Origin of the sequence: Arthrobacter sp. 'calajunan', assembly GCF_046940185.1 — a bacterium.
GTDB classification, from domain to species: domain Bacteria; phylum Actinomycetota; class Actinomycetes; order Actinomycetales; family Micrococcaceae; genus Glutamicibacter; species Glutamicibacter soli.
In genome coordinates, this window is sequence record NZ_JBKZDY010000008.1 from 109676 (window position 1) to 136461 (window position 26786).

24 protein-coding genes and 1 pseudogene are annotated in these 26786 nt (G+C 64.8%); 10 read left to right on the plus strand and 15 right to left on the minus strand.

Features of this window, described 5'->3' with window-relative positions; genetic code table 11:
• Positions 1 to 213: 213 nt before the first annotated feature.
• The gene (locus tag RF641_RS13365) at positions 214 to 717 is read right to left on the minus strand and encodes a DinB family protein (protein WP_424573386.1); all 504 of its coding nucleotides are present in this window, start codon (positions 715 to 717) and stop codon (positions 214 to 216) included.
• 146 nt (positions 718 to 863) lie between these two features.
• Here RF641_RS13365 and clpB point away from each other — a divergent pair, with 146 nt between their 5' ends.
• Positions 864 to 3455 (plus strand): ATP-dependent chaperone ClpB, encoded by a 2592-nt coding sequence (gene clpB, locus RF641_RS13370; RefSeq protein WP_047119861.1) that lies wholly within the window; start codon positions 864 to 866, stop codon positions 3453 to 3455.
• Between the two features lie 104 nt (positions 3456 to 3559).
• On the opposite strand, the gene RF641_RS13375 is transcribed toward clpB, so the two are convergent.
• Complete coding sequence (locus tag RF641_RS13375) at positions 3560 to 4210, minus strand: septum formation family protein (protein WP_147407163.1); 651 nt, start codon at positions 4208 to 4210, stop codon at positions 3560 to 3562.
• 224 nt (positions 4211 to 4434) lie between these two features.
• On the opposite strand from RF641_RS13375, the gene RF641_RS13380 reads away from it, so the two are divergent.
• Together RF641_RS13380 and RF641_RS13385 are read left to right on the plus strand one after the other, a co-directional pair.
• Entirely contained in the window at positions 4435 to 4653 is a 219-nt protein-coding gene (locus RF641_RS13380; RefSeq protein ID WP_082123962.1) for a DUF3073 domain-containing protein, read from the plus strand.
• 164 nt (positions 4654 to 4817) lie between these two features.
• Positions 4818 to 5738, plus strand: coding sequence for a Sir2 family NAD-dependent protein deacetylase (locus tag RF641_RS13385; protein WP_424573387.1), 921 nt, complete (start codon positions 4818 to 4820; stop codon positions 5736 to 5738).
• A gap of 5 nt (positions 5739 to 5743) precedes the next feature.
• On the opposite strand, the gene RF641_RS13390 is transcribed toward RF641_RS13385, so the two are convergent.
• The 3 genes and pseudogenes from RF641_RS13390 to RF641_RS13400 form a co-directional block, all read right to left on the minus strand.
• Complete coding sequence (locus RF641_RS13390) at positions 5744 to 6517, minus strand: helix-turn-helix transcriptional regulator (protein ID WP_272926297.1); 774 nt, start codon at positions 6515 to 6517, stop codon at positions 5744 to 5746.
• Between the two features lie 36 nt (positions 6518 to 6553).
• Positions 6554 to 6682, minus strand: coding sequence for a hypothetical protein (locus tag RF641_RS13395; protein ID WP_272926295.1), 129 nt, complete (start codon positions 6680 to 6682; stop codon positions 6554 to 6556).
• Positions 6683 to 7305: 623 nt separating this feature from the next.
• Positions 7306 to 7926: pseudogene (locus RF641_RS13400) on the minus strand (transposase); the annotation flags it as partial.
• Between the two features lie 280 nt (positions 7927 to 8206).
• On the opposite strand from RF641_RS13400, the gene RF641_RS13405 reads away from it, so the two are divergent.
• Positions 8207 to 8632, plus strand: coding sequence for a hypothetical protein (locus tag RF641_RS13405; RefSeq protein WP_053798616.1), 426 nt, complete (start codon positions 8207 to 8209; stop codon positions 8630 to 8632).
• Positions 8633 to 8750: 118 nt separating this feature from the next.
• Here RF641_RS13405 and purM read toward each other — a convergent pair whose 3' ends face one another.
• From purM to RF641_RS13430, 5 genes are all read right to left on the minus strand, one after another.
• The gene (gene purM / locus RF641_RS13410) at positions 8751 to 9893 is read right to left on the minus strand and encodes a phosphoribosylformylglycinamidine cyclo-ligase (RefSeq protein ID WP_053798615.1); all 1143 of its coding nucleotides are present in this window, start codon (positions 9891 to 9893) and stop codon (positions 8751 to 8753) included.
• Between the two features lie 84 nt (positions 9894 to 9977).
• Positions 9978 to 11501, minus strand: a complete 1524-nt coding sequence (purF, locus tag RF641_RS13415; RefSeq protein WP_047119857.1) for an amidophosphoribosyltransferase — start codon at positions 11499 to 11501, stop codon at positions 9978 to 9980.
• Positions 11502 to 11605: 104 nt separating this feature from the next.
• Positions 11606 to 11932: a hypothetical protein gene (locus tag RF641_RS13420; RefSeq protein ID WP_047119856.1), complete on the minus strand. Its 327-nt coding sequence runs from the start codon at positions 11930 to 11932 to the stop codon at positions 11606 to 11608.
• A gap of 4 nt (positions 11933 to 11936) precedes the next feature.
• Positions 11937 to 12317: a sterol carrier family protein gene (locus RF641_RS13425; RefSeq protein WP_047119855.1), complete on the minus strand. Its 381-nt coding sequence runs from the start codon at positions 12315 to 12317 to the stop codon at positions 11937 to 11939.
• Positions 12318 to 12358: 41 nt separating this feature from the next.
• Entirely contained in the window at positions 12359 to 13342 is a 984-nt protein-coding gene (locus tag RF641_RS13430; protein ID WP_082344814.1) for an asparaginase, read from the minus strand.
• A gap of 98 nt (positions 13343 to 13440) precedes the next feature.
• Here RF641_RS13430 and purD point away from each other — a divergent pair, with 98 nt between their 5' ends.
• Positions 13441 to 14727: a phosphoribosylamine--glycine ligase gene (purD, locus tag RF641_RS13435; protein WP_424573388.1), complete on the plus strand. Its 1287-nt coding sequence runs from the start codon at positions 13441 to 13443 to the stop codon at positions 14725 to 14727.
• 14 nt (positions 14728 to 14741) lie between these two features.
• Complete coding sequence (locus RF641_RS13440) at positions 14742 to 15647, plus strand: phosphoribosylaminoimidazolesuccinocarboxamide synthase (protein ID WP_047119853.1); 906 nt, start codon at positions 14742 to 14744, stop codon at positions 15645 to 15647.
• 83 nt (positions 15648 to 15730) lie between these two features.
• Here the strand turns inward: RF641_RS13440 and RF641_RS13445 are convergent, their stop codons facing one another.
• The 4 genes from RF641_RS13445 to RF641_RS13460 all read right to left on the minus strand — a co-directional run bounded on the left by RF641_RS13445 (position 15731) and on the right by RF641_RS13460 (position 22804).
• On the minus strand, positions 15731 to 17539 hold the full coding sequence (locus RF641_RS13445) for an ABC transporter ATP-binding protein (RefSeq protein WP_424573389.1): 1809 nt from the start codon (positions 17537 to 17539) through the stop codon (positions 15731 to 15733).
• The gene (locus RF641_RS13450; protein ID WP_120989088.1) at positions 17536 to 19371 is read right to left on the minus strand and encodes an ABC transporter ATP-binding protein; all 1836 of its coding nucleotides are present in this window, start codon (positions 19369 to 19371) and stop codon (positions 17536 to 17538) included. The genes RF641_RS13445 and RF641_RS13450 overlap by 4 nt, the downstream gene beginning before the upstream one ends.
• Before the next feature lie 161 nt (positions 19372 to 19532).
• Positions 19533 to 20486: a metallophosphoesterase gene (locus tag RF641_RS13455; RefSeq protein WP_047119850.1), complete on the minus strand. Its 954-nt coding sequence runs from the start codon at positions 20484 to 20486 to the stop codon at positions 19533 to 19535.
• A gap of 113 nt (positions 20487 to 20599) precedes the next feature.
• Positions 20600 to 22804 carry a transglycosylase domain-containing protein gene (locus tag RF641_RS13460; RefSeq protein WP_424573390.1) on the minus strand — a complete coding sequence of 735 codons (2205 nt, stop codon included), beginning with the start codon at positions 22802 to 22804 and terminating at the stop codon, positions 20600 to 20602.
• 151 nt (positions 22805 to 22955) lie between these two features.
• Between RF641_RS13460 and RF641_RS13465 the strand changes: the two genes are divergently transcribed.
• From RF641_RS13465 to RF641_RS13475, 3 genes are all read left to right on the plus strand, one after another.
• Positions 22956 to 23111: a hypothetical protein gene (locus tag RF641_RS13465; protein ID WP_113607488.1), complete on the plus strand. Its 156-nt coding sequence runs from the start codon at positions 22956 to 22958 to the stop codon at positions 23109 to 23111.
• Between the two features lie 32 nt (positions 23112 to 23143).
• Positions 23144 to 23620, plus strand: coding sequence for a RidA family protein (locus RF641_RS13470; protein WP_424573391.1), 477 nt, complete (start codon positions 23144 to 23146; stop codon positions 23618 to 23620).
• Between the two features lie 82 nt (positions 23621 to 23702).
• The gene (locus tag RF641_RS13475) at positions 23703 to 24596 is read left to right on the plus strand and encodes an NUDIX hydrolase (protein ID WP_244910888.1); all 894 of its coding nucleotides are present in this window, start codon (positions 23703 to 23705) and stop codon (positions 24594 to 24596) included.
• A gap of 86 nt (positions 24597 to 24682) precedes the next feature.
• On the opposite strand, the gene RF641_RS13480 is transcribed toward RF641_RS13475, so the two are convergent.
• Positions 24683 to 25360 carry a Crp/Fnr family transcriptional regulator gene (locus RF641_RS13480; protein ID WP_047119846.1) on the minus strand — a complete coding sequence of 226 codons (678 nt, stop codon included), beginning with the start codon at positions 25358 to 25360 and terminating at the stop codon, positions 24683 to 24685.
• 204 nt (positions 25361 to 25564) lie between these two features.
• On the opposite strand from RF641_RS13480, the gene RF641_RS13485 reads away from it, so the two are divergent.
• Positions 25565 to 26755, plus strand: a complete 1191-nt coding sequence (locus RF641_RS13485; protein ID WP_424573392.1) for a MarP family serine protease — start codon at positions 25565 to 25567, stop codon at positions 26753 to 26755.
• Positions 26756 to 26786: the final 31 nt, after the last annotated feature.

Genomic DNA, 26786 nt, shown 5'->3' on the forward strand with positions numbered 1-26786 from the left:
CATCCAAGTAAGTCTCTTCGCCAACGGAAAATGGTTGGCCGCAGAACCCGGCAAGACTCCTGTGTCTTACGTACTGACGGATCAAACGCTTGTGAATACTCCCTTACGTGGGATCAACTCTATCTTGAGTTTTGCCCTCAGGGAAAGTTCAGGCATGTGCGGTGCGTTGACCGGCGGTGGTTGTTCGACCGGTGGAGCCGCCCATCGCCGGGCCTAGGGAGAGGCATTTCGCGCGGCCAGGACTTGTTCGCGCAGGATGTCCGCGTGTCCGCAGTGCTGCGCCAGTTCACGCAGCATGTGAAGCTGGATCCAGCGCAGGGGCAGCGGCCCCCGCTTGTTCCCGGGGAAGACCGTTGCGCCGGTCGTCCCCTCCAGGACCTGGTGGGTGTGCGCTATTTCTTCGCGATACTCGGCAATGACGGTGGCAATGTTGTCGCCCTCTTCGAGCTTGAACGACTCATCGGGATTCGGGGCGATACCCAAGATGGAGCGGGAACTGCTGGTGGGAGCCTCCCGGAACCAGACCTTCTCGACGAATGTTCCGTGCTTGACCAGCCCGAGCAGCGTGGTGCGCGACGGCACGAGCTGCACTCTGGCCTCCTCTTCGGTGAGGCCGTCAAGGCAATCGAGCAGCATCGCCCGATGCTGGTCGATGAAGGCCTTGACCTGCTCATCGTGTTCGGCGAAGAAAAGCTCTGGTGAGTTCGGGTTAGCCATAGCTCCATTGTTCGCAGGTCGGCTCGGTGAATACAAGGAAAAACTTTTTTGAAATTGTTCGGCGGAAACGGAATAACCCCTGTCAAACAAGAGTTGAGTTAAGTACACTCAAGTTTAAAGGTTCACCCACAAACGAAAGGAAGCGCGTGGACACCAAACTCACTACCAAGAGCCAAGAGGCTCTCTCGGCCTCCGGGATGAACGCATCGACCGCAGGCAATCCCCAGATTGAACCTGCGCACCTGCTCAAGGCGCTGCTGGACCAGCGTGACTCGGTTGCGGTGGCACTGCTGAAGACTGCAGGGTTGGATGTCGACGCGCTTTCGGTGAAGGCGAGCTCGCTGATCAAGGCGCTGCCTTCCAGCTCCGGTTCCTCGGTGGCCCAGGCCCAGTTCTCCCGCCAGCTGTTGCAGGTGGTGAACAACGCCCAGGAGACTGCGACGGAAATGGGTGACACCTACGTCTCCACCGAGCACCTGCTGATCGCACTGGCCAGCGACCAGACCAAGACCGGCGAGGCGCTGCGCGAGATGGGAGTTACCCGCGACCTGCTGGTGGGAACCCTGCCCACCATCCGCGGCGACCGCAAGGTCGACAACCCGAACCCTGAGGCGACCTTCCAGTCCCTGGAGAAGTTCGGCACCGACATGACGGCGCTGGCCCGTGCGGGCAAGCTGGACCCCGTCATCGGACGCGACCGTGAAATCCGCCGTGTGGTGCAGGTGCTTTCGCGCCGCACCAAGAACAACCCGGTGCTGATCGGCGAGCCCGGTGTCGGCAAGACTGCCGTGGTCGAGGGCCTGGCCCAGCGCATGATTGCCGGGGACGTCCCGGAATCGCTGCGCGGCAAGACCCTGATCTCCCTTGACCTGGGTGCCATGGTTGCCGGTGCCAAGTATCGCGGCGAATTCGAGGAGCGCCTGAAGGCGGTTCTGGAAGAGATCAAGTCCTCTGACGGGCAGATCGTCACGTTCATCGACGAGATCCACACCGTGGTCGGTGCTGGCGCCTCCGAAGGCGCCATGGATGCCGGCAACATGCTCAAGCCGATGCTTGCCCGCGGCGAGTTGCGCCTGATCGGTGCTACCACCCTGGACGAGTACCGCGAGAACATCGAGAAAGACCCGGCGCTGGAGCGCCGCTTCGCCCAGGTGTACGTGGGGGAGCCGAGCGTGGATGACACCATTGCCATCCTGCGCGGCCTGAAGGAACGCTATGAAGCGCACCACAAGGTGTCCATCGCGGACTCCGCGCTGGTTGCCGCCGCCGCGCTGTCCAATCGGTACATCTCCGGGCGCCAGCTGCCGGACAAGGCCATCGACCTGGTCGACGAGGCAGCCAGCCGCCTGCGCATGGAGATCGACTCCGCCCCGGAGGAGATCGACGAGCTGCGCCGCGAAGTCGACCGGCTCACCATGGAGGAGCTGGCGCTGAGCGATGAAACCGATCCCGCATCGGTGGAACGCCTGGAGGCCCTGCGCAAGGACATGGCCGACAAGAAGGAGAAGCTCGACGCCCTGAACTCGCAGTGGGAAGCCGAAAAGGCAGGCCTGAACCGGGTGGGCGACCTGAAGGTCAAGCTGGATGAGCTGCGCTCCGAGGCAGAGAAGTACCAGCGCGAAGGCGACCTGGAGAAGGCCTCGCGCCTGCTCTACGGCGAGATCCCGACGCTCCAGCAGGAGCTGGACGCCGCCGCGGCCGCCGAAGCGCATGGCGCCAAGGAGCACACCATGGTGGCCGACGAGGTCACCGCGGATGACATTGCCGAGGTGATCTCCGCCTGGACCGGCATCCCTGCCGGGCGCATGCTGCAGGGCGAAAGCCAGAAGCTGCTGGACATGGAGGAGATCATCGGACAGCGCCTGATGGGCCAGAAGCAGGCAGTGGCTGCGGTCTCGGATGCGGTGCGCCGCACCCGTGCAGGCATCGCCGACCCGAACCGTCCGACCGGCTCCTTCCTGTTCCTCGGCCCCACCGGCGTGGGCAAGACGGAGCTGGCCAAGTCCCTGGCCGACTTCCTCTTCGACGACCCGCGCGCCATGGTGCGCATCGACATGTCCGAGTACTCGGAGAAGCACGCGGTCTCGCGACTGGTCGGTGCCCCTCCGGGCTACGTGGGCTACGAAGAGGGCGGCCAGCTGACCGAAGCGGTGCGCCGCCGGCCGTACTCGGTGATCCTGCTCGACGAAGTCGAGAAGGCCCACCCCGAGGTCTTCGACATCCTGCTGCAGGTGCTCGACGACGGACGGCTGACCGATGGGCAGGGACGTACGGTGGACTTCAGGAACACCATCCTGATCCTGACCTCCAACCTGGGCTCCCAGTTCCTGGTGGACCAGACCCTGGATGCCGAGACCAAGAAGGCGGCGGTGATGAACGTGGTCAACGCTTCGTTCAAGCCGGAGTTCCTGAACCGCCTGGACGAGGTCATCATGTTCGACCCGCTGAGCATCGACGAGCTGGGCAACATCGTCAAGCTGCAGATCGACCAGCTCTCCGAGCGCCTGTCCGAACGGCGACTGACCCTTGACGTGGATCCGGCCGCCAGCGAATGGCTCGCCTTGACCGGGTACGACCCGGCCTTCGGTGCCCGCCCGCTGCGCCGTCTGGTGCAGCGTGAGATTGGCGACCGGCTGGCCAAGGAAATCCTTGCCGGCGAGGTCCAGGACGGGGACACCGTTTCGGTCACGCTGGACGAGGGCAAGGACCGGCTGACCGTAGGACGCGCCGACAGCTAGCCTTCACGGGCCGTGAACAAAAGGGATGCGGTGTGAAGACCTCGTGGTCTTCACACCGCATTCCGGTATCCTGCGGCATCGGCCCAGCAGCGCCGAGAGCCGACTTAGGCGTTGGCGTTTTCCGTTTCCCTGGTCTTGTCCTCGGACGGGTTCGAAGCGGAGCTTCCCGGCTCATCCGAGGCAGGCAGCAGCGAACTGCGCACGTTGCCGTCGGTCAGGCTCAGGAAGCAGGAGACCAACCGGTCACCCTTTTCCCACGTGGCCTTCGACGGCCGCGAGAAGTGGTAAGTCCAGGTGGAGTCGATTCCCGCGCTTGGGTCCAAGGAGACCGACTTGCACAGGTCCTCGGACTGGGTCAGCAGCTCGTCCGCGCCGGGGTAGGGTGCCTCGGGGGCGCCCTCAAGCTCGAAGGTGCCGATCAGCTGCGCGTTATGGGAGGAATCGCAGGTTACTACGGTCTGCGGATCCAGCGGCGTGGTGAAACCCCGTAAGCAGTCGCCGAGCACCAGCTGCTCCGGCGGCATGCCCTCGGCGATGACGCCGTCCAGGCCGGGTGCCTCATTGCGCTGCACGTTGTTCGCCTCTGGCGAAGGCGGCGGATCAATGATTCTGAGCACTACGAAAACCACGGCAGCTGCTAAGGCGATGACGGCTGCGGCCAGCAGGAACCACTGCCCGATCTGACGCTTGGGTTTCTCCGGTTCCGGGCGCAACGGCGGCAGTGCGGCCTGCGGCTCCGGGAGATTCTTATCCACCACCTGATGAGCTCCTTTGTCAGCGGATCGGGCGAGAACTGCGACTAGTCATAAAATAGTCGTTGGACTAATCGCCAGTCTAGCGGTTCTGACCGGTGTTGCGTTCAGCGCTCGCCGTGGAATCGTGTTAACCTTTAATTACGAAAGAACTGATCACATATTCGGGGGCCTCCATCTATTAGGTGGACCACCTCCCGACTCTACTGAAAAGAGGGGGTCACGCCATGGGGCGCGGCCGTCAAAAGGCTAAAGCACAGCGTCAAGCGCGAGATATCAAGTACTACTCGCCCTCGACGGACCTTTCGGCACTCCAACGCGAGTTGGGTGTGCCCTCCGATCGTCATGCTCAGGATACTGGGCGTAATGATTCATCGTATGACGACGATTATTCGGATTACGACGAGTTGACTAAGAAGTATTCGGGAGAAGGCGAAGACGACTAAGGTCGTCGACGTTTACCGGGATACTTTTAGCTCGGGGTGCCACACCTGTGCAGTAAGTGGTACAGCTCTTCAATACATTTTTACGATAAGCCGCAGCGAATAAGCTAAATTAGCTTTGAGGTCGCTGCGGCCTTTGTCGTACCCGGAACGGTGAAAGGTCGAACATGAGCACGCCCGAGGAACTCTCGATCCAGATGGCGCACCACTCGGCGATCCGCTCCATGCAGCGCATCGTGGAACAGCAGGCCGAGGCATCACCCGAGGCCGAAGCCCGCGACGGGGTGCAATCCATGCTGGACGAGGGCAAGGTTCTGGTGGTCACCGGGGCCGGCGTCTCCACCGATTCGGGCATCCCGGACTACCGCGGTCCCAACGGCTCGCTGCAACGGCACCGGCCGATGACCTTCCAGGAGTTCCGCTACCGCCCCGAGGCCCGCCAGCGCTACTGGGCGCGCGGCTACGTGGGCTGGCGGCACATGGGCAATGCCGAACCAAACGACATCCATCGGCGTCTGGTCCAGTGGGAGCGCGAGGGTCGGATCAACGGGATCATCACCCAGAACGTCGACGGGCTGCACCAGCAGGCCGGATCCCGGCGCGTGATCCCGGTGCACGGCGACCTGTCGATCGTGCGCTGCCTGGACTGCGGCCACACCGAGGACCGGCTGCACTTTGAAGCGCGCCTGCAGGCGGCCAACACAGGATACCTGGAAGCGGTGGAAATCGACCCCGAAGCGGTCAATCCGGACGGGGACGTGGAACTGCCGCAGTACCTGGTGGACCAGTTCGCCATGGTCGCCTGCGAGAACTGCGGTTCGCTGGTTCTCAAGCCTGACGTGGTCTACTTCGGCGAAAGCGTGCCGCCGGCCCGCAAGGAAGCCATGGCGCAGCTGCAGGCGGAATCCACCTCGCTGCTGGTGCTCGGTTCCTCGCTGGCCGTGATGAGCGGCTACCGCATCCTGCTGGACTTCGTGAAGCTGGGGCTTCCGGTCGCGCTGATTACCAACGGGCACGTGCGCGGCGAACAGAAGGCGACCTGGCGTTGGCGGGTTCCGTTGGGGCAGGCGCTGGACCAGCTCTCCTAGCCTCGCTAGGCAAGGTGGTGGGCGAAGGTCCAGGCGGCCGCCGCGGTGCGCGACCCCACATCGAGCTTGGCGAAGATGTTGCTCAGGTGCCGGGCCACGGTCTTTTCGCTGAGATACAGCTGCGCGGCGATGTCCCGGTTGCTGCGCCCGGCGGCCACCAGCTGCAGTACCTGCACCTCCCGCTCGGTGAGCCCGACGGGATACCGGCCCGGTAGCGGAACCGGCAGCTGGTTTTGGGCCTCCCTCGCCTCGGGCAGTGCGCCCAAGCGCCGGAACGTGTCTGCGGCGGCCTGTAATTCAGCGTGGGCTGACCCCTGGTCGCCCAGCTGGCGCAGTGCACACCCCGGCACGAGCCTCGACCGGGCGGCCCGGTAGGGGCAACCGACCCGGTCCCAGCCCTGGATCGCCTTGCGTGCGTAGAGCAGTACCGCCGGCGCATCGCCGCGGGCCAGCTCCAGGCAGGCATAAGCATGGGCGGCCGCGGCCAGCGCACTCTCGCACCCCGGCTGCTGGGCCAGCGGCTCCAGCTCGGCAGCCAGCGCGCCCGCGCGTTCGGTGTCGCCCGCCATCAGGAACACGTCGTTTGCCTGGGGCAGCAGCCGGTTCCGTTGCGCGGGAACGGTGCGCACGCGCAGGCAGCGTTCGACCGCGGCCACCGCGGCCTGGGTGTCGCCCCTCCCGGCCCACAACCGCGCCAGCCCCGGCTGCGGGTCGCCGCCGTGCTCGGCCGAGACCTGGTAGGCCTGCTCCGCGGCGGCCAGTTCGCCGCAGATGAGCATCAAGTCCCCGCGTTCGCGTTCGGCCGCCCCCGCCGCCTAGATTTGGGAGTTGCTCTCGAAGCGCCGGCCGGCAGCGGAGAATTCCTCCATGGCTTCGTCCCACGCACCGCGCAGCGCCAGGAGCTGCCCGGTGTACAGCGCGCATTCACCTCCGAACGCGGTCATGCCCGGGTTGCTGCGTCGCCACTGGTCCAGGGTGTGTTTCGGCTTTTTGGAACTAGGCCATTAAGGCGGCGAGGCCAGGCCATTTCAGTGGCCTAAAGTAGACCATTTCGGCGCATGGGTTACCACCATGGTCATGCTCAACTACCTGACTGCTTTCAGCGGGGGTCAACCTTGCTTCGGGGATTGCTACTTCTGGGAGGGCTGCTTTACTGTCTCTTGCGGCTCGATGACTATGATCATGCGTTGCCCCTTTGTGTGACTAGGGCGTTCTTCACATGATGTTCCAACGGCCTCGGGGCACCATGGATTTCTACAGGTGCTGTCACTCTGCTCCGGAGTGCTGTTGATGAGTTGAGAGCTACTGGAAATGAGGATCCTGAGCCGGTGACTTAGCATTTATGAATCTCATAGTCAGGAGGATTTGTTGGGGTGGGATGAAATGGCCTAAGTTCGCGCTGAATTGGCCCACTGTCTTAGCGCTTTAATGGCCTAGTTCTAGAAGCCGAAACACATCCAGGGCCGCGGTCCATTCGCCGACCCGTTCGAAGGCCCCGATCTTTTGGCAAGCCTCGATGGCGGCGCACCAGATCAGCCCGTTGGGGATGGGGGCCCTATGTATTTTGTCAAGCAACTTCCGGCACCGGGGCATCGTAAAGCGACCCGTCGCGGATCATTGCGAACATGACCGTTAGCCTCCGGTGGGCCAGCGCGAGGAGCGCCTGGTTGTGGCGTTTGCCCAGAGCCCGTTTCCGGTCATAGTAGGCGTGGCTGGCCGAGTCGAAACGGATGGACGCGAACGCCGAGAGGAACAACGCTCGTTTCAGGCGTCTGTTGTCTGAATGGCTGACCCATCCGGACTTATTCGAGGTGCCCGACTGACGGGAGGTTGGCGCCAGCCCGGCATAGGAGGCCAGTGCTGCGGCACTGTCGAAGGTCTTGCCGGAGGTCTAGGCGATGAAGATCGCAGTGGCCCTGACGGCGACCCCTGGCATGGAAGTCAGGACCGGGTAAAGAGGGTGCGCCCGACCCATGGCTTCAAGATGCGTGGCCACGTCGGTCCGCTGGGCATGCAAGGCGATCAGCTGCCGGGCCAGGTGAGGAATGACCAAACCGGCGGCCTCGGTGCCAACCACGACTGCTGTCTGCTCATCCACGGCGTCCAAGATGGTGTTGGCCCACGCGGTGTGCCGGCGGGCTCCGTGCTTTGTGAGCTTCGCGTCGATCCTGGCCTGGCTGGCATGCTGTCGATCTTGGCCTGGCTGGCATGCTTTAGCTGGGCCGGGGCGGGCTGGCGGTCGGCGGGAAGTCCCCGGACCGTTCACGCAGTCCACGCTACGGGCGGCGCAGGATCCGCGCGTTGGGCGGATCACCCATCATGCGGAGGAGGCCATGGGTCAACTTACCCAGACGCTGGCAAGGCCCGAGGCGAGGGCATTTCGCGTCGCGGCCAGCCTTGCCGCACCGGCCCGGGCAGAAGCTCATCGGGCACCGGCTGCCGACGTCAGTCACCTGCATAATTGATGCATGTGCCAAACCGTGCTCTGGGCGATCAACGCCCACTCGTTTACTGAGCGATTCGTCGCAGAAACCGCATCGCGGCTGGGCGTCGCCCCGCAGGACACCGAGCTGCGGATCAAGTCTTCACGCGTCCGCAGCAGCTCCAGGCACTTTGAACTGGTGCCGAACATGTGCAACTGCGGGAGCCTGGTGGGGCTCGGCCCCGGGAAAAAGCCCAGCGACGGACTCGACCCACAGACCCTGATCGCCTGGCTGCACGTACTGCCAAGCATCGCCGAGCACGTGTCGCGAATCGCCATCCTCAATTGCTGGAGCCCGGCGGAAGCGGAGATTGTTCCGCGCCGTGCCTCGGGGATCCAAGTCTCGCAGCTTGCGGAGCAGTCGTTGCGATCGCTGCCGGGGGACTCGCTGCTGACCATCGACTACCGCTGAATCGATTCCTGTACGCCGGCCACGCGGAACCCATCCGGTTAATCATGCGTGTCGGGAAACGCAAAACCCCCTGCATGCCGGCCTTCCGGCCGGTATGCAGGGGGTTGAAGCGTTAGCCCTACTTGGCGTAGCTGCCGGTCAGCAGCACTGCGCCGCCGTCCACGCCCTTGGCGCCCTGGACGAAGTCCAGGCCTGCGGCGGAAGCCGACGGATCCAGGTTCTCGACCTCGCCCATGACCCAGGCGCCCATGCCCGCGGCGTTGAGCAGTTCGACGGCGCGGTCGGCCACGGCAGGATCCACGACGGCGACCATGCCCACACCCAGGTTCAGGGTGCGTTCAAGGTCGGCCTGCGGCACGTTGCCCAGCTGCGCGATGGTGGAGAAGACCGCAGGCAGCGACCAGGTCGAGCGGTCCACGCGGGCCATCAGGCCCTGCGGGAGCACGCGGGCCAGGTTGGCGGCCAGGCCGCCGCCAGTGACGTGGCTGAAGCCGTGCACGCCGAAGTTCTCTCCGTCGTTCAGGGCGCCGACCAGATCCAGGCAGGCGCTGGTGTAGATGCGGGTCGGAACCAGCAGTTCCTCGCCCAGGGTGCGGCCGAACTCGGCGACCTCCCGGTCGAGCTCCCACTTGGCGTGGGCGATGACGCGGCGCACCAGCGAGTAGCCGTTGGAGTGGATGCCGGAGGAGGCCATGCCGATGACCACGTCGCCGGCCTTCACGCGTTCCGGGCCCAGCAGCTGGTCTGCCTCGATGACGCCGGTGGCGGCGCCTGCCACGTCGTACTCGTCCTCGGCCAGCAGCCCCGGGTGCTCGGCGGTTTCGCCGCCGACCAGCGCGGTGCCTGCCAGCTTGCAGCCCTCGGCGATGCCGCGCACGATGTCGGCGATGCGCTCCGGAACGACCTTGCCGGTGGCGATGTAGTCGGTCATGAACAGCGGCTTGGCGCCGACCACAACGATGTCGTCCACGACCATGCCGACCAGGTCCTGGCCGATGGTGTCGTGGATGTCCAGCTTCTGGGCGATGGCGACCTTGGTGCCCACGCCGTCGGTGGAGGTGGCCAGGTACGGCTTCTTGTAGCCGGTCAGGAAGGAGACGTCGAAGAGTCCTGCGAAGCCGCCGACCCCGCCGACAACGCCGGAGGTGTGGGTCGCCTTGATCGCGCCCTTCATCAGCTCGACCGCGCGGTCGCCGGCTTCGACGTCTACACCTGCGCCGGCGTACGTGATGGACGTGGGCTGATCTTGCGTGCCGCTCATGGCAGGGGGTTCCTATCTGTCGTGGACACCGCAGCTGTGCTGAGGTGCGCTTGCAACGAGGTGGGTTACGTGGGTGGGCGTGGGCTAGAGGGTGACTTCGAGCTCGGAGTCCGGGCCCGGCTCGCAGCCGGCCTGGTTGGCGGCTTCCAGCAGGTTCTTGCCGCGGCGGGTGGCATCCGGCAGGGCGATCGGGTAGTCGCCGGTGAAGCAGGCGGTGCACAGGCGCTCGCGCGGCTGGCGGGTGGCCTCGATCATGCCGTCCTCGGAGATGTAGGCCAGCGAGTCCGCGCCAATCGACTTGCCGATTTCCTCCACGGCGGCGCCGTTGGCGATCAGCTCCGCGCGGGTGGCGAAGTCGATGCCGTAGAAGCAGGGCCACTTCACCGGAGGGGAGGAGATCTTCACATGAACCTCGGCCGCGCCGGCCTCGCGCAGCATGCGCACCACGGCGCGCTGGGTGTTGCCGCGCACGATCGAGTCGTCCACCACTACCACGCGCTTGCCGCGCAGCACGGTCTCCAGGGCGTTGAGCTTGAGCTTGATGCCCAGCTGGCGCAGGGTCTGCGACGGCTGGATGAAGGTGCGGCCCACGTAGGCGTTCTTCACGAAGCCGTGGGTGAACGGGATGCCGGATTCCTCGGCGTAGCCGATGGCCGCCGGGGTGCCGGATTCCGGAACCGGGATCACGATGTCAGCCTCGGCGGAGTTCTCGCGGGCCAGCTGGCGGCCCATCTCCACCCGCGATTCGTAGACCGAACGGCCGGCGATGGTGGCATCCGGGCGGGCCAGGTACACGTACTCGAAGACGCAGCCCTTGGGGGTGGCTTCTGCGAAGCGGGTGGAGCGCACGCCGTTCTCGTCGATGGCGATCATTTCGCCCGGCTCGATCTCGCGGATGAACGAGGCGCCCACGGTGGCCAGGGCGGGCTGCTCGGAGGCGACAACCCAGCCGCGGTCCAGACGGCCGAGCACCAGCGGGCGGATGCCGTGCGGGTCGCGGGCTGCGTAGAGGGTGTCCTCGTCCATGAAGACGAAGCAGAAGGCGCCTTCGATCTTCGGCAGCAGCTCCAGGGCGGTGTCTTCCAGGCTCTGGCCTTCGGAACCGGCCAGCAGCGCGGTGACCAGCGCGGTGTCGGTGGTGTTGCCCTGGGCGAGCTCGCCGCGGACCTTGCCGCCTTCGGCGAGCTGCTTGGCGCGGACCATGTCCGCCAGATCTGCCGAGTTGGTGAGGTTGCCGTTGTGGGCCAGGGCCACGGTGCCAGTGGTGGTCGGGCCCAGGGTCGGCTGCGCGTTGGCCCAGTGGCTGGAGCCGGTGGTGGAGTAGCGGCAGTGGCCGATGGCCAGCTGGCCGGTCATGGAGTTCAGGGTGTTCTCGTCGAAGACCTGGGAGACGAGGCCCATGTCCTTGTAGACGTTGATGCGTGCACCATCAGAGGTTGCGATGCCAGCGGATTCCTGGCCTCGGTGCTGCAGTGCATAAAGACCGTAATAGGTCAGCTTCGCGACTTCTTCACCCGGAGCCCAGACGCCGAAGACGCCGCATTCATCCTGCGGCCCCTTCTCGCCCGGAAGGAGGTCGTGATTTAGAAATCCATCGCCACGCGCCATGTAATTATTCTCTCATGTTTCTCAGAGGTCGACACCGACCAAATATGTGGTGGGTGGCGGCCAGGTGCGCGGCCGCCTGCCTTCCTGGGAAGGGGAAGGGAGCCCTAGCCTTGTGGTCCGCTGGAGTCGGTGTCCTCGGCCAGGGGAACCGCCAGATGATTGCTGGATTTGCGCATGGTCACGCGATCAACGATCACGTAGACCACGGCGCCGATACCGACGCCCAAGCCGCCGCAGAACATGGCAAAGAACCCGGAGGCCGATGCACGTGAATATTCCTCGGACGGCTCCCCAACCAGGCCGACAATCAGTCCAACCAACGCGCCTATGACGAGGAACGTCAAGACGAAAGGCCAGAACTTCGGTGATGCGTGAACCTGGACTTCGATGGGCTGATCGGCAGACGACGGGGTGGCGGGGTGTTGCTCCATACCTTTAAGGGTACTCAATCAGGGGAAGATGTGCCGACAAGTCTGCCCTAAGTCCAGAGGCGTGCAATTGCCCACTTTGCAGGGCCTGCGCCCAGACGAGCTTCCCTGTTGCCAGGCGAAGCCATAGATCGGCTGGCATTTCGACCACATTCGGAGGGGTCCCGCGGGTGTGCCGGGGCCCGGGTATGCACTGAGTCACACCGAAGGGCGGCACCCTGACTTCCACCGAGTTGCCCTCGGCCCGCGAGGCGAGCTCCTCTAGGGTGAAACGCACCGCGGTGGCCAGCACCGGGCGGGGCAAGGAAGCTTCGGCTTGCAACGAATTAACCCATTCCCTGAGCGCGGAGCGCCCGTCGGTGTCGTTGATGCGCCGTTTGATGGCCATGTGCCAGGCCCCTTCGCTTGATGACGGTGAGGCGTCATGATTCAGTTTCCGGAGAAATCCCTACCCGCCAACTCTAGTCCAGCCGCGCGCGCCCCGGGTGTCGAGGCGGCCGGCGCCAGCGCTGCGCGAAGCTGCCGGTGCTCCTCCTTGCCCAGTGCTCCGGCGGAGGCCAGCAGGTCCAGTGCCAGCAGGTCGGTGCCGCGCGAGGAACCGTCGAGCATTTTCAGCGCCACGCTGTATCCGCCCGGGGTTCCCATGGCCAGCACGCCCTCGGCGCCGAGCTTGGCGATGATGCCGGTGCGCTCGATCACCAGGGTGTTGGCCGACCCTTCGCCGCGGATGGCCCACGGATTCTCGCGGATTGACTGCACCACCTGCTCGGCCTGGGGGTCCGTGGAAGAAACGAGCCGGCCGAATCCCCGGGCCAGGGACAACAGCGACATTTGCGGGGCCGGAGCGCCGCAGCCGTCGATCCCGACGAAGCTGATCGGTCCGCAGAATTCCTCCATGGCATCCAGCGCCGCGCGCTGCACCGGGTGGCCGGGGGAGAGATATGAGCCGGTTGGTTCGCCGGCGTGAACCGCGGCATTCAGGAAGGCAGCATGCTTGCCCGAGCAGTTGAATGCCAGCCTGCCAGGCCCCAGGCCTTGGCGATTCATTGCATCCCGGGTCGCGGAGTCGCCCGGCCAGGAACTGGGGCACTGCAGGTCGGTTGTGCCCAGCCCCGCGGCTTCCAGCGTCTGCTCGGCGATGCGCTGGTGCCGGAAGGTGCCCAGGTGGCTGGCGCAGGCTAAAGCGGTACCCTGGGATGAGAGTTGCGCACCGGCGCGCAGCGAGCCGATGGCCTGGAAGGGCTTGAGCGCGGAGCGCGGGAAGATCCGTGCCTGCGGCTTGCCCAGCACGGCCGCCACCTGCCCGGAGGGGTCCAGCACCACGGCTACCCCGAGATGGCGGGATTCAACCACTTTATTGCGGGTGATGCGCACCAATTCGGCGCAGTCGGACAACTCAAGGCCAAGTTCCATGCCTGCCAGTCTAGGCCCCGGACCCGCCGCTGGGGATGTGTGGCATCGCGCGGTCACACACGCCTGGGGGAGCGGGGATCTCCGGTAAACTTTGGCATGTGAAGGTACTGGTTATTGGCCCAGGCGGCCGCGAACATGCAATTGTCCGAGCACTGAGTGCAGACCCCTACGTCAACGAGGTCCATTGCGCGCCCGGCAACGCCGGCATGGCGCAGGACGTCACCACCCACGCGATCGACGCCCAGGATCCGGCAGCAGTGCTCGCCCTGGCCCGCGAACTGGCCAGCGACCTGGTGGTAGTCGGCCCGGAAGCCCCGCTGGCAGCCGGTGTGGCCGACGAGCTGATCGCCGCGGGCATCCCGGTCTTCGGTCCGACCAAGGCCGCGGCGCAGCTGGAAGCTTCCAAGGCCTTCGCCAAGGACGTCATGGCCGCCGCCCAGGTGCCGACCGCCATGGCGCACGTCGCCACGAACACCGATGAAGCCGCCCGCGCGCTGGACGAGTTCGGCGCGCCCTACGTCGTCAAGGACGACGGGCTGGCGGCCGGCAAGGGCGTGGTAGTCACCTCCGACCGCGCCGAAGCGCTGGCCCACGCCGAGGCCTGCTTCGCGGCCGGAGGCACCGTGGTCATCGAGGAATTCCTGGACGGCCCGGAAGTGTCCCTGTTCGTCATCTGCGACGGGCTGCACGCGGTGCCGCTGTCTCCGGCCCAGGACTTCAAGCGCATCTTCGACAATGACGAAGGTCCGAACACCGGTGGCATGGGCGCGTACTCGCCGCTCGAATGGCTGCCGGAAGGCTTCGTGGACGAGGTCATGGAACGCGTGGCCTACCCGACCCTGCGCGAGATGGAAAAGCGCGGCACCCCGTTCACCGGCGTGCTCTACTGCGGCCTGGCCATCACCAAGCGCGGCATCCGCGTCATCGAGTTCAACGCCCGCTTCGGCGACCCGGAGACCCAGGCAGTGCTGGCCCGCCTGAAGACCCCGCTGGGCGGCGTACTGCTGGCCGCGGCCCGAGGCAAGCTGGATGACACCGAGCAGCTGGTGTGGTCCAAGCAGACCGCGGTGGACGTGGTCATCGCCGCGGAGAACTACCCGGACACCCCGGTCAAGGGTGCGGTAATCGCCGGCCTGGACGCGGCCAACGCCATCGACAACGTGCATGTCATGCACGCAGGCACCGCCAGCGACGAGCAGGGCAACATCACCGTGGCCGGCGGCCGTGTGCTGGCGGTGGTCGGCCTGGGCGAAGACCTGTCGGCGGCCCGTGCTGCGGCGTATGCCGGCGTGGCGGAAATCAGCTGGCCCGGTGCCCAGTCGCGCAGCGACATCGCACTGAAGGCAGAACGCGGCGAGATCGTCGTGGCAAACGAAAGCAAGTAGAGGACTACAGATTCATGGCAGGATTCCAGACCGACGTGCTCGCCCTTGAGGGTTGGGACCACTTCTACTCGGGCAAGGTGCGCGACCTCTACGTTCCGGCGGGCGTCAGCTTCCAGGACACCGACCGCGTGCTGGTGGTGGCCTCCGACCGCATCAGCGCCTACGATTTCGTGCTGACCAGCGAAATCCCGGACAAGGGCAAGGTGCTCACGCAGCTGAGCCTGTGGTGGTTCGAGCAGCTGGGCGACTTCGCCAACCACGTGATCTCCACCGAGGTCCCGGCCGAGGTGGCGGGGCGCGCAATGGTCTGCAAGAAGCTGGAGATGTACCCGATCGAGTGCATCGCCCGCGGCTACCTGACCGGTTCCGGCCTGGCCGAGTACAAGGTGTCCTCGACCGTCTGCGAGCTGCCGCTACCGGCAGGCCTGGTGGATGGCTCGCGCCTTGAGCCGGCGCTGTTCACCCCCTCGGCCAAGGCCGAAGTGGGTGAGCATGACGAGAACATCTCGTTCGAGCAGACCGTGGACCGCGTAGGCACCCAGGTGGCCGAGGCGCTGCGCGAGAAGACCGTGGCGCTCTACGAGCAGGCCGAGAAGATCGCGCGCGAGCGCGGCATCATCCTGGCCGACACCAAGGTAGAGTTCGGCGCGGATCCGGCCACCGGCCAGATCACCTTGGGCGACGAGGTGCTGACCCCGGATTCCTCGCGCTTCTGGGACGCGCAGTCCTACGCGCCGGGCCAGGCCCAGGCAAGCTTCGACAAGCAGTTCGTCCGCGACTGGCTGACCTCGCAGGCTTCGGGCTGGGACAAGACCTCGGGCCAGCAGCCTCCGGCGCTTCCCGCTGAAATCATCGAGAAGACCCGCGCGCGCTACATCGAGGCGTACGAGCGGCTGACCGGGCGCACCTTCACCGCCTAGTTTGCCCAGACGCCTTACGGGAGAACCCCGCACACTTCGGTGTGCGGGGTTCTCCCATTCCAGCAGGCCGTCGTTGCGTCCTGCTATACCAGCGAGTCCAGCCAGGCCTTGTGCAGGGCCGCGAAGCGGCCCTCGGCGGTGATCAGTTCCTCCGGGCTGCCGTCCTCCACGATCTTTCCGTCGTGCACCACCAGCACCCGGTCGGCGATCTGCACGGTGGACAGCCGGTGGGCGATGATCAGCGCCGTGCGGTTGCCCAGCAAGGTCTGCAGACCATGCTGCACCGCGCGTTCGGAGGGGATGTCCAGCGAGCTGGTGGCCTCGTCGAGGATCAGCACCGCCGGGTCGGCCAGGAACGCCCGGGCGAAGGAGAGCAGCTGCCGCTGTCCGGCCGAGACGCGGCCGCCGCGCTTGTTCACGTCGGTGTCGTAGCCGTCGGGCAGGTCCAGGATGAACTCGTGCGCTCCCACGGCCCGCGCCGCGTCGTGGATTTCCTCCAGCGAAGCGCCCGGACGCCCCAGCGCGATGTTCTCAGCCACGGTGCCGGAGAACAAGAACGCCTCCTGGGTCACCATCACCACATGCCGGCGCAGCTCCTCGTTGGACAGCTCGCTGATCGGCACCGAATCCAGCTCCAGGCTACCGGAGCGTAAGTCGTAGAAGCGGGCGATCAGCTTGGCCAGCGTCGACTTGCCGGCACCGGTCTGGCCGACCACTGCCACGGTCTGCCCGGCTTCGATCGCCAGGTCGAAGCGGTCCATGACCACCGGCCCGTCGCCGTAGCCGAACACCGCGTCCCGGAAGACCAGTTCGCCGCGGACGCGTTCGATGCTGCGAGGGGAGCGCGGCTCGCGGACCGTGGGCTCCTCTTCGAGCAGGCCGGAGACCTTCTCCAGAGCCGCGGTGGCGGACTGCAGCGAGGAGTAGAACATGGCGATCTCGTCCATGGGCTGGAAGACGCGCTTGGCGGCCAACAGGATCGCGACCAAGACGCCCACGGCCAAGGTTCCGTCGATGATGCGGAATCCTCCATAGGCAAGCAGCGCGGCAACCGTCAGGTTGCCGATCAGCACCAGCCCCGGCTGCAGCACGCCGAAGAGGTTGAAGGAACGCACGTTGTTGTCCCGGTACGCCCCGGCGATATCCGCGTAGTTCGCGTCGTTGGCGCGTTCGCGGCGGAAGGCCTTGACCGCGCGGATGCCGGTCATGGTTTCCACGAAGGTGGAGATCACCTTGGCGGAGACCACGCGGGATTCGCGGTAGAGCACCTCGGAGCGGCTCTGGTACCAGTGGAACAGGACGGCCACCGGCACCGCCGCGATGCAGACCACCACGCCCGAGCGCCAGTCCAGCGCGAAGATGGAGATCAGCGTGAAGATGATGAACACGCAGGAGGAGGCCAGCTCGGAGACACCCTGGTCCAGCAGCTCGCGCAGGGTCTCCAGGTCGGAGGTCTGGCGGGAGATGATGCGCCCGGAGGTGTAGCTCTCGTGGAATTCCAGGCTCAGGCGCTGGGTGTGGCGGAAGACCTTCTGGCGCAGGTCCAGCAGCATGGCCTGGGAGATCCTCGCGGCGCACTTGATGTACCAGGACAGCAGCACGCCGGCTAGGATGGCGCAGAGGATATAGGCCCCGCCGGTGACCCCCAGCGAGGCCCAGTTGCCCTGGCGCACCTGCGGCAGCGTCCAGTCGATGGCCAGCGCGATGAGCACCGGCAGCAGCACGCGGGCCGCATTGGTGAACAGCACCAGCACGATGGTCAGGATGAATAGCTTCTTCTGCGGCAGCGCCAGCGTGGCGAGCAGGCGGAAGGAACGCCGGCGCACGTCCTTGCGCTCGGCGCCGGTGAGCTTGACGGTGTCTTCGTTGGCGACGCCCAGGGGCCTGCTCATCGGACGACCTCCGATCGGATCTCGGGCTCGTTCTCGTCCAGGCTGGCGATGACGTAGCGGTAGTGTTCGTTGGTGCTCAGCAGGTTCGCGTGGCTTCCCACCGCGTCGATGCGCCCGTCGCGCAGCAGCGCCACGCGGTCGGCCAGCATCACGGTGGAGGGACGGTGCGCCACCACCAGCGTGGTGGTTCCGGACAGGACGCTGCGCAGCCGTGCGGTGACAGCTTCCTCGGTGCGTACATCCAGCGCCGAGAGCGGGTCGTCGAGTACCAGCACCCGCGGGCGGGCCGCGATGGCGCGGGCCAGGGCGATGCGCTGGCGCTGCCCGCCGGAAAGGGACAGGCCCTCCTCGCCGATCAGCGTGTCCACCCCGTCGGCCAGCTGGTAGGCGAACTGCGCCTGCGCGACATCCAGGGCTTCGGCCAGCAGCGCTTCGCGCTGTTCGGCCGTCAGGTCGCCGGGCGCGCCCATGAGCACGTTGTCCCGGATGGTGGTGGAGAACAGCGTGGTGTCCTCGAAGGCCACCGCGACCTCGGTACGCAGCTCGTCAAGGTCCCAGTCGCGCACGTCGACCCCGTGCACTTTCACCGTGCCGGCGGTCGCGTCGCGCAGCCGGGGGACAAGGTTCAGCAGCGTGGACTTGCCCGAGCCGGTGATGCCCACCAGCGCCATGGTTTCCCCGGGGCGGATCTCGAGGTTGATCTCCGCCAGAATCGGACGGGCGCGGCCCGCGTCGTCTGGGTAGGCGAAGCGGACGTGCTCCAGCTGCACCGCACCGGAGTATTGCGCCGGCCGCACCGGCGCTTCAGGGGAAGTGATGTCGTTGACCGAATCCATGACCTCGAAATGACGTTCCAGGGCCGTTTTGGTGCTCAGCGTCATGCCCAGCAGCATGCCCATGGCTTCCACCGGAATGGCGATGACCGCGGCGATGGCAAAGAAGGCGACCAGCGAGCCCACGCTCAGCGTGCCGCCGGCCACCTGGGCGATGCCGATGATCAGCCCGATGCCGAGAATGGTTTCCGGGATGGCGACCACGGTGAGCAGGAAGCTGGCCAGCGTCCTGGCTTTGGACAGCTCGGTTTCCTGCAGCGACTTGGCCTGCTCGTTGAATCCCTCGTAGATGTCGCCCCCGCGGCCGAAGGCCTTGATCACGCGGATGCCGTGCACGGATTCCTCCACGGCGGTGGCCAGGTCGCCGGCCTGGTCCTGGCTGAGCCTGCTGGCGGCGCGGAAGTCGTTGCGGAAGCGGTAGGCCTTGATGGCGATCGGGATGGAACCGAGCAGGAACAGCAGGCCAAGGATCCAGGAGTGGGTGAACATCAGCACCAGGCCGGTGATCACGGTGACGGTGTCCACGATCAGCATCATGGCGCCGAAGGCGATCCAGCGGCGCAGCAGCGACAGGTCCGACATGCTGCGCGAGAGCAGCTGCCCGGAGCCCCAGCGTTCGTGGAAGGCGACCGGCAGGCGCTGCAGGTGCTGGTAGAAGCCCACACGCATGTTCATTTCAACGCCTGCGGCGGGGTTGAGCACGAACTGGCGGCGCAGGAAGATCAGCAGCGCTTCGACGAAGCCGAGCAGGGTGATGATGCCGACGGCAAACCAGACCTGCCCGGAGGCGCCGTCGACCGCGAGGACGTCGTTGACCAGCTTGGCCAGGACCTGCGGAATGGCCAGCGCCACGATACCCGCGCCCAGCGCGCAAAAGAATCCGCCGATGAGCCGGGGCAGTACCGGTTTGACGAAGGGTGCGAGTCTTTTCAATGTTTTTGACAGCGGAACGACCTCGGCGGTTCCACCGTTCTTGCCCTGCGCCACGATTCCCCGCATTCACCCAGATTTTCGACAGAGCTACAGACTACAGTCACTAGTTGGGAGAATTCAATCATTCACGGGATTGAGAAGTGAATGTTTCACATAGGACGAAAAAATGGCTTCGCGCCTGTCGCGCAACAATGCGGCAGGCACGAAGCCATCAGGATTAGAGGAGGTCAGTCTCGGGCGGTCAGCGTTACCAGCACGGCTTCCGGCGGGCAGGCGATGCGGATCGGGGCGAAGCGGGAATGCCCCAGGCCGGCCGAGACATTCAACGGCACGCTATTGCCTGCGTGCTCCCAGTAGGTCAGGCCGCGGGCGCGCCAGGTCGGCAGGTCGCAGTTGGACACCAGAGCCCCATAGCCCGGGATGCAGACCTGGCCGCCATGGGTGTGGCCGGCGAAGATGACGTCGGCGTTTGCCGCGGTGAACTGGTCCAAGACCCGCTGGTACGGGGCGTGGGTCAGGGCGATGCGAACATGCGGCGCCTCGTTGCTGGTGGAGGAGCCGCGGGTCCAGCCGGCGAAATGGTCGCGCGCGATGTGCGGGTCGTCCACGCCGGTCAGGTCCAGACGGATGCCCTTCAGCACGGTCGAGTAGGCCTGGTTGGACATGTTGATCCATCCGGCCGCTCCGAAAGCCCGGTGCATCTTCTCGAAGGGCAACGCGTCGCGTTCCGAAGGGTTCGGGGTGCCGGTGTGCCGGATCAGGTAGCGCAGCGGGTTCTTCGGCCGGGGAGCGAAATAGCAGTTGGAGCCTGGAACGAAGGCGCCGGGCACATGCATCAGCGGCTCCAGCGCGTGCAGCAGGTCGGGCACGCCGTCCAGGTGGCTGAGGTTGTCGCCGGTGTTGATGATGTAATCGGGGTTCAGCCTGGCAAGGTTCCGGATCCATCGGGTCTTCAGGTGCTGTCCAGGAATCATGTGGATGTCGGACAGATGCAGGATGCGGATGTCGGCGGAGCCTCGGGGGAGCACCTTCAAGGTCTCGCGGCGGACCCCGAACTTCTGGGTCTCGTACATGCCGTAACCGATGAGGGCTCCGCCTGCAGCCAGCGCTCCGGCGGCCAGCAGGGCCGCGGTGCCGGCAGCATGGCCCAATGCCGATGCAAAGTTTTTCTGTTCCGCCATGACCTGTCCGTCATCGTCCTTTCAATACGGCTTTCCACAAAGCCTTCAATAAGCCAATCTAAACCGAAGGGCCGCGTTCAACCAAAGTTGAACGCGGCCTTCTCAGCTACAAGCTAGTCATCAGATTTTGATTCTTTCTCGGAATCGGACTTGGATTCCTTGGACTCCGACTTGGACTCCTTCTTGGATTCCTTTTCATCCGACTTCGACTCCGAGCTCGATTCCTTCTTGGAATCGGACTTCGAGTCTTCCTTCGAATCAGACTTCGAGTCTTCCGTGGAATCCTCGGCAGGCTCCTTCTTCTTCACAACCGGGGCCTTGCGTGCCGAGCCGAGGGATTCGTGCGGGTAGTCGTAAACGGCTTCCTGCATGAAGTCCAGCCACAGCGGTGCGGCATAGGTCGAGGAGTCAACCATGGATGGTGCACGCTGGTCGTTGATCATGGCGCCGTGCATCAAGTTTTCCTCGCGGTCCTCGCCCTGGCCCTTCAGTCGGCCGACCCACGAAGCGGTGGAAATGCCGCTGGTGTAGCCGACGAACCAGGTGGAGGTCGCGCCGTTGTTCGTACCGGTCTTGCCGGCGATCGGGACGTCGATGCTTCCCTTGGCCACACGGGTCTTGGCGATCCGCGAAAGGGTGCCGTTCAGGTCGCTGACGTGCTGCTCCTCAACGGCTTGGCTGCAGGTGGTCTTCTTGACCTTGTACGAGTTGCCGTCGCGGTCGGTGACCGAGGTCAGTGCACGCGGTTCGCAGAACTCGCCCTTGTTGGCGAATGCCGCGAAGGCTGCGGCCTGGCTCAGCGGGGTGATCTTCTCGGAACCGATGATGAACGACGGGTTGGACGGGGTGAAGTCGGCCGGGGTGCCGTTCTCGCCCGCGTCCTGGGCTTTCACACCCAGCGCGTTGATGTAGTCGGTGATGTTGCACAGGTCGAGCTTGGCAGCTTCCTGCACGGTCGCGGAGTTGATCGACCAGTACAGGCCGTAGTCGACCTTCATCGAGCGGTAGAAGCCACGCGAAGCGTTCTTAGGTTCCCACGGGGCGCCGACGGTGGTGGTTCCTCCGGGAAGGCAGGATGCCTTGAACTTGTAACCAACAGGGAAAGTCTGCTTGCGGGCATTGATCGTGTCCCACATGTTGTGGCCTTCCTTGAGCCACGCGAGCGTGGTGTAAGGCTTCATGGTGGAACCGCCCTGGAAGCCGCCGGCGCCGCCGAGCGAACGTTCCACGGCGAAGTTGATCACGGTGTTTCCCATGCCGCCGGATGGGTCGTACGTGGTGTTCTGCGCCATGGTCAGGATGTTGCCGGTTCCCGGCTCAACCGAAACGATCGAGGAGAAAACGTCCTTGTTCGACTTGGCCTTCGGATCGATGGCCTTGCGTGCGTCCTTGGCAGCCTTCTTGTTCAGCTTGCTGTTCAGCGTGGTCTTGATGGTCAAACCGCCGCGGTACAGCAGGTTTTCGCGGTCCTGCTTGGTCTCGCCGTAGGCGTCGTCGGTGAGGATCAAGTTGGTGACGTAGTCGCAGAAGTAGGCGTTGTCAGCCGCGGCGATGCAGCCCGAAGGGGAGCGGCTCGGATCCAGCTCCAGATCGCTCTTGACGGCCTTGTCGTATTCGGCCTTGGTGATCGCGCCGGCGCGCAGCATATTGCCCAGCACCTTGTTGCGGCGATCCAGCGAACGCTCCGGATTGTTGATCGGGTTGTAGACGTTGGGCAGCTGCACCATGCCGGCGAGCATTGCCGACTGCTGGAGGTTCAGGTCCTTGGCGTCAACGGAGTAGAAGTACTGTGCGGCAGCCTGCACCCCATACTCGCGGCCCGAGAACAGCACCAGATTCAGGTAGCCCTCGAGGATCTCGTCCTTGGACATTTCCTTCTCGATGGACACGGCGTACTTCAGCTCGCGGATCTTGTCCGCGTAGTCCTTCTGGCCGCTGATGGTGCTTTCCTCGGAACCTGTCAGTTCCTGGTTGTTCACCAGCAGGTTGTTCACGTACTGCTGGGTCAGGGTCGAAGCACCCGAGCGCGAGGAACCCGTGAGGTTGCCGACCACTGCACGGGCGATGCCCTGCGGGTCGATGCCCTTGTGCTCGTAGAAACGTTCGTCCTCCACCGAGACGATTGCCTTGCGCATGAAGGGCGAAATGTCATCAAGTTTCACCGGCTGGCGGTTCTGCTCGTAGAACTTCGCGATTTCCTTGCCCTCGGCATCCACGATCGTCGAAGGCTCCGAAATCGGGAGTGCCTCGAACGAGCTTGGAAGCGCGCTCACAATGTTGTTACCGGTGGTCAAGCCGGATTTTGCGATAGCTGCCACGGGCACAATCATGCCGGCGGCGAGCACACCACACAGAGCACTGATTCCGAAGAATGCGACGATTTTGCCCAGAGTGGTAGCTGTATCAAAAAAGGGTGACTTCTTAGCTGCCATACCCACTAGTTTACAAGGACACGCTAACGTATCGAGTATGACTAAATGGGAATACGCCACATTACCTCTGCTGATCCACGCGACGAAGCAGATTCTCGACCAGTGGGGAGACGACGGATGGGAACTGGTAACCGTTGTTCCAGGCCCTAACGGCACCTCTCCGGTGGCTTACCTCAAGCGCCCGAAGCAGTAATAACCAAACCTCGAAAAAAGGAGTAAAACCCCATGCAAGAAGCCACTTCCTCGCGTGTCGAAGCTCGCCTGTCCGAGCTTGGACTCACCCTTCCCGCCGTCGCCAAGCCGGTCGCCGCCTACCTGCCTGCCGTCACCACCGGCAACTACGTTTACACCTCAGGCCAGTTGCCGCTGATTAATGGTGAACTCTCAGCCGTGGGAAAGGTCGGCGCAGAGGTCTCCGCCGAGACTGCCAAGGGCATGGCCCAGACTGCGGCGTTGAACGCGTTGGCGGCCATCAAGGCCGAAATCGGTGATCTGGATCGCATCAAACGCATCATGAAGGTTGTCGGCTTCGTGGCCTCGGCACCTGAGTTCACCGGCCAGCCGGGCGTCATCAACGGTGCCTCCGAGTTCTTCGGCGAGGTGCTCGGCGACGCAGGCCTGCATGCCCGTTCGGCTGTCGGCGTGGCAGTCCTGCCGCTGGATGCTCCGGTTGAGGTTGAGGTCATCGCGGAATTTGAGTAGTCCACGACGCGATTCCGTAGCGCGGTCTCGGCGGGCATTCCCGTCGGGACCGCGCCACGGCGTGGTGCGACGGCTCTTCGACGTGCCGCCGCATGAAGTCTCCGCGGCGGAAAACTGGTTCGCCTTCGGCACGCGCACCCCGCGCGCCGCCCGCAAGGCCTCCTCGGTGAGCCTGGTGCGCGACACCTCCCAGGGTGTGGAGACCTATCTGACCTACCGGCCCGGGGGATCCCCCCTGGGCAACGTGGCATTCCCCGGAGGCAGCCACGAAGCCAGCGACAGGGCCACCTACAAGTGGTTCGGCCCGAGCTTGTCGCAGTGGTCCAAGCGCATGGACGTGCTGGACCAGCAACTGGTGCAGGCGCATATCGTCTGCGCCATTCGAGAACTTTTCGAGGAAACCGGCATCCTGTTGGCCGGCACCGACGAGCAGTCGGTGGTGGAAATGAGTGATCCCGAGGAATGGATGACCGCCCGGGAAACGATTGCGGGTCAGGACTTGGGCTTCGATGAATTCCTCAAACGCCGCGGGTTGGGGCTGCGCACCGACCTGCTGCGCCCGGTGGCCCATTGGCTCAGCCCGAACTTCGCATTCAGGCGCTTCGACACCTGGTACTTCGCCGCGACCGTCCCGCTGCGGCAGGAGCCGACGCTGCTGCGCGGCAAGGGCAAATGGGGGCGCTGGTGCGTTGCCAGCCAGGTAGTGGCCAAACGCAACAGCAGCACGCTAGGGGACATGGTCGGCCAGCCGAACACCGTCGGCATGAGCCTGTCGCAGATCACCTACCCGGCGGTGGAAATCATGCTCGAACGAATGACCGATGCCAATGGCGTGGTGGCCTACCTGTCCCGGGTGCGCTCCTTCGACCTGCAGCATCCTGATCTTCTGGTGCGCGACGGCACCTACTATCTTGAGGTCATCGGAACGCAGAAGGCCGACTCGGCCAGCTCGTGGCAGGCCACGGCCGGCCACTGAGCCGGCGGCTGTGAGCCGGTGCGAAAACAGCGAGGGCCGAATACCTGTGACAGGTATTCGGCCCTCGCTGTTTTCGCTGGTGCGGCTTAGCGCGAACGCTGGCGCAGACGCTGGATATCCAGAATCACGACGGCGCGTGCTTCCAGACGCAGCCATCCGCGCTGCACGAACTCGGCCAGGGCCTTGTTCACGGTTTCGCGCGAGGCGCCGACAAGCTGTGCCAGCTCTTCCTGGGTCAGCTCGTGAGCGACCAGGATGCCGTCGGTGGCCGGGCGACCGAAGCGGTCAGCCAGATCCAACAGGGCCTTGGCCACACGGCCAGGGACGTCGGAGAACACCAGGTCGGCAAGCGACTCGTTGGTGCGACGCAGACGGGCAGCCAGAGCCTGCAGCAGCTGGATCGAAACCTCAGGAGAGTTCAGGATCGCCTTGCGCATGTTCTCGTGGCTCAGACCGGCCAGTCGGGTTTCCGACACAGCGGTCGCCGTTGCGTTGCGCGGGTGTGGATCGAAAAGAGCCATTTCGCCGAACAGCTCGCCTGGGCCGAGAACGGCAATCAGGTTTTCGCGTCCGTCCGACGAAGTGCGGCCAAGCTTAATCTTGCCCGAGACGATGAAGTAGAGGCGGTCGCCCTGATCGCCTTCACGGAACACCGATGCACCACGGGACAGATCGACCTCGGTCAGTTCTTCGGTTAGCGTGGCGAATACTTCATCACCGAGCGACGCGAAAAGTGGCGCACGACGCAGTACCTCGATATCCATTAAATCTCCTGTCAACAGTAGTAGGCGCTTACTTCATTGTGCCGTATTCGGTAACAATGTGACAGTTTCCACACGTGGTTTACCCAAGAAAATGTTGAAAATCACGCAGTTTCGAACAAAACTCGCGAATATGCTCGCAGAAATCCATCAGCTTCTAAGGGTACCTTGGATTAATACCGTTTAGATGAATGAAGTGGAGTCTCGGTGCTCGAAGTTTTCGGCTGGCTGGACGCGGTCATTTGTGTTGTTCTGCTGACCTTTTTCATTATCGGGCTCCGCCGCGGCTTCCTCCTGACGGTCGGGGACATGCTCGGACTGGTCGTCGGCGGCGTGGCAGCCTTCTTCGCCATTCCGCTGGTTTCGACGCTGGCCAGCAACCCGTGGTGGAGGGTGGGCCTGATGGTCGCCACCGCCGCGGTGCTGATCATCATGGGGCAGGCCCTGGGCCGTTTCATCGCCACCAAGATCCGCCATTGGATGAACGTCGATTTCCTGCGTGCCGCGGACCGGCTGGCCGGTGGCGCGCTCTCGATCCTGATTACCGCCACCATCATCGGCGCACTGGCCTTCTCCGCCTCCAGCATGGGTATTCCGCGTCTGTCCGCCGAAATCGCCAAGTCCAAGATGATCGAAACGATCCGCGGCCTGACCCCGGACTTCGTCACCTCCGCCATTTCCACTGCCCGTTCCGCAGTGATGGCCCAGACAATTCCCGCGCTGATCGAGCCCTTCGCCCCGCCGGTCGCGCCGGTCGAGGACACCGATTGGAAGCCCAACGACCTGCAGCTGGCCTCGGCGAAGTCCGTGGCCAAGATCTCGGGCACCGCGGTTGAATGCGGCGTGAACCTGACCGGGTCCGGCTTCGTCATCGACGACGACCTGGTGATGACCAACGCCCACGTGGTCGCCGGCTTGAGCGCCGCCACCGTGGAAACCGGCAAGGGCCAGCTGAACCGCGGCAAGGTGGTGTACTTCGACCCGGAGGCGGATATCGCGCTGCTTTACGTGGAGGGGCTTGCCGCCGAGCCGATCGACCTGGCCACCGAGGACATGGTCCGCGGGAATTCCGCGGCATTCGTCGGGTATCCCGCCGGCGGCCCGCAGCAGGTGCGCGGCGCCGTGGTCGCTTCCAAGGCCACCGTGTCCATCGCGAACATCTATGGCGAAGACCCCTCGCAGCTGTCGGTCTACCAGCTCACCGCCGAGGTGGCCCAGGGCAACTCCGGCGGCCCGCTGCTGGATGAGTCCGGCGACGCCGTGGGGCTGATCTTCGCCAAGTCGCGCAGCGACGACGAGGTGGGCTTCGCCCTGAGCCTGGCGGAAATGCGCGAGGCGCTGAACGCCGGCGGGCATAAGACCACCTCGATCAAGACCGGCGCCTGCATCAGCGACTAGCGCCCGTGGCGGCAACCGCCCACGGGCCCTG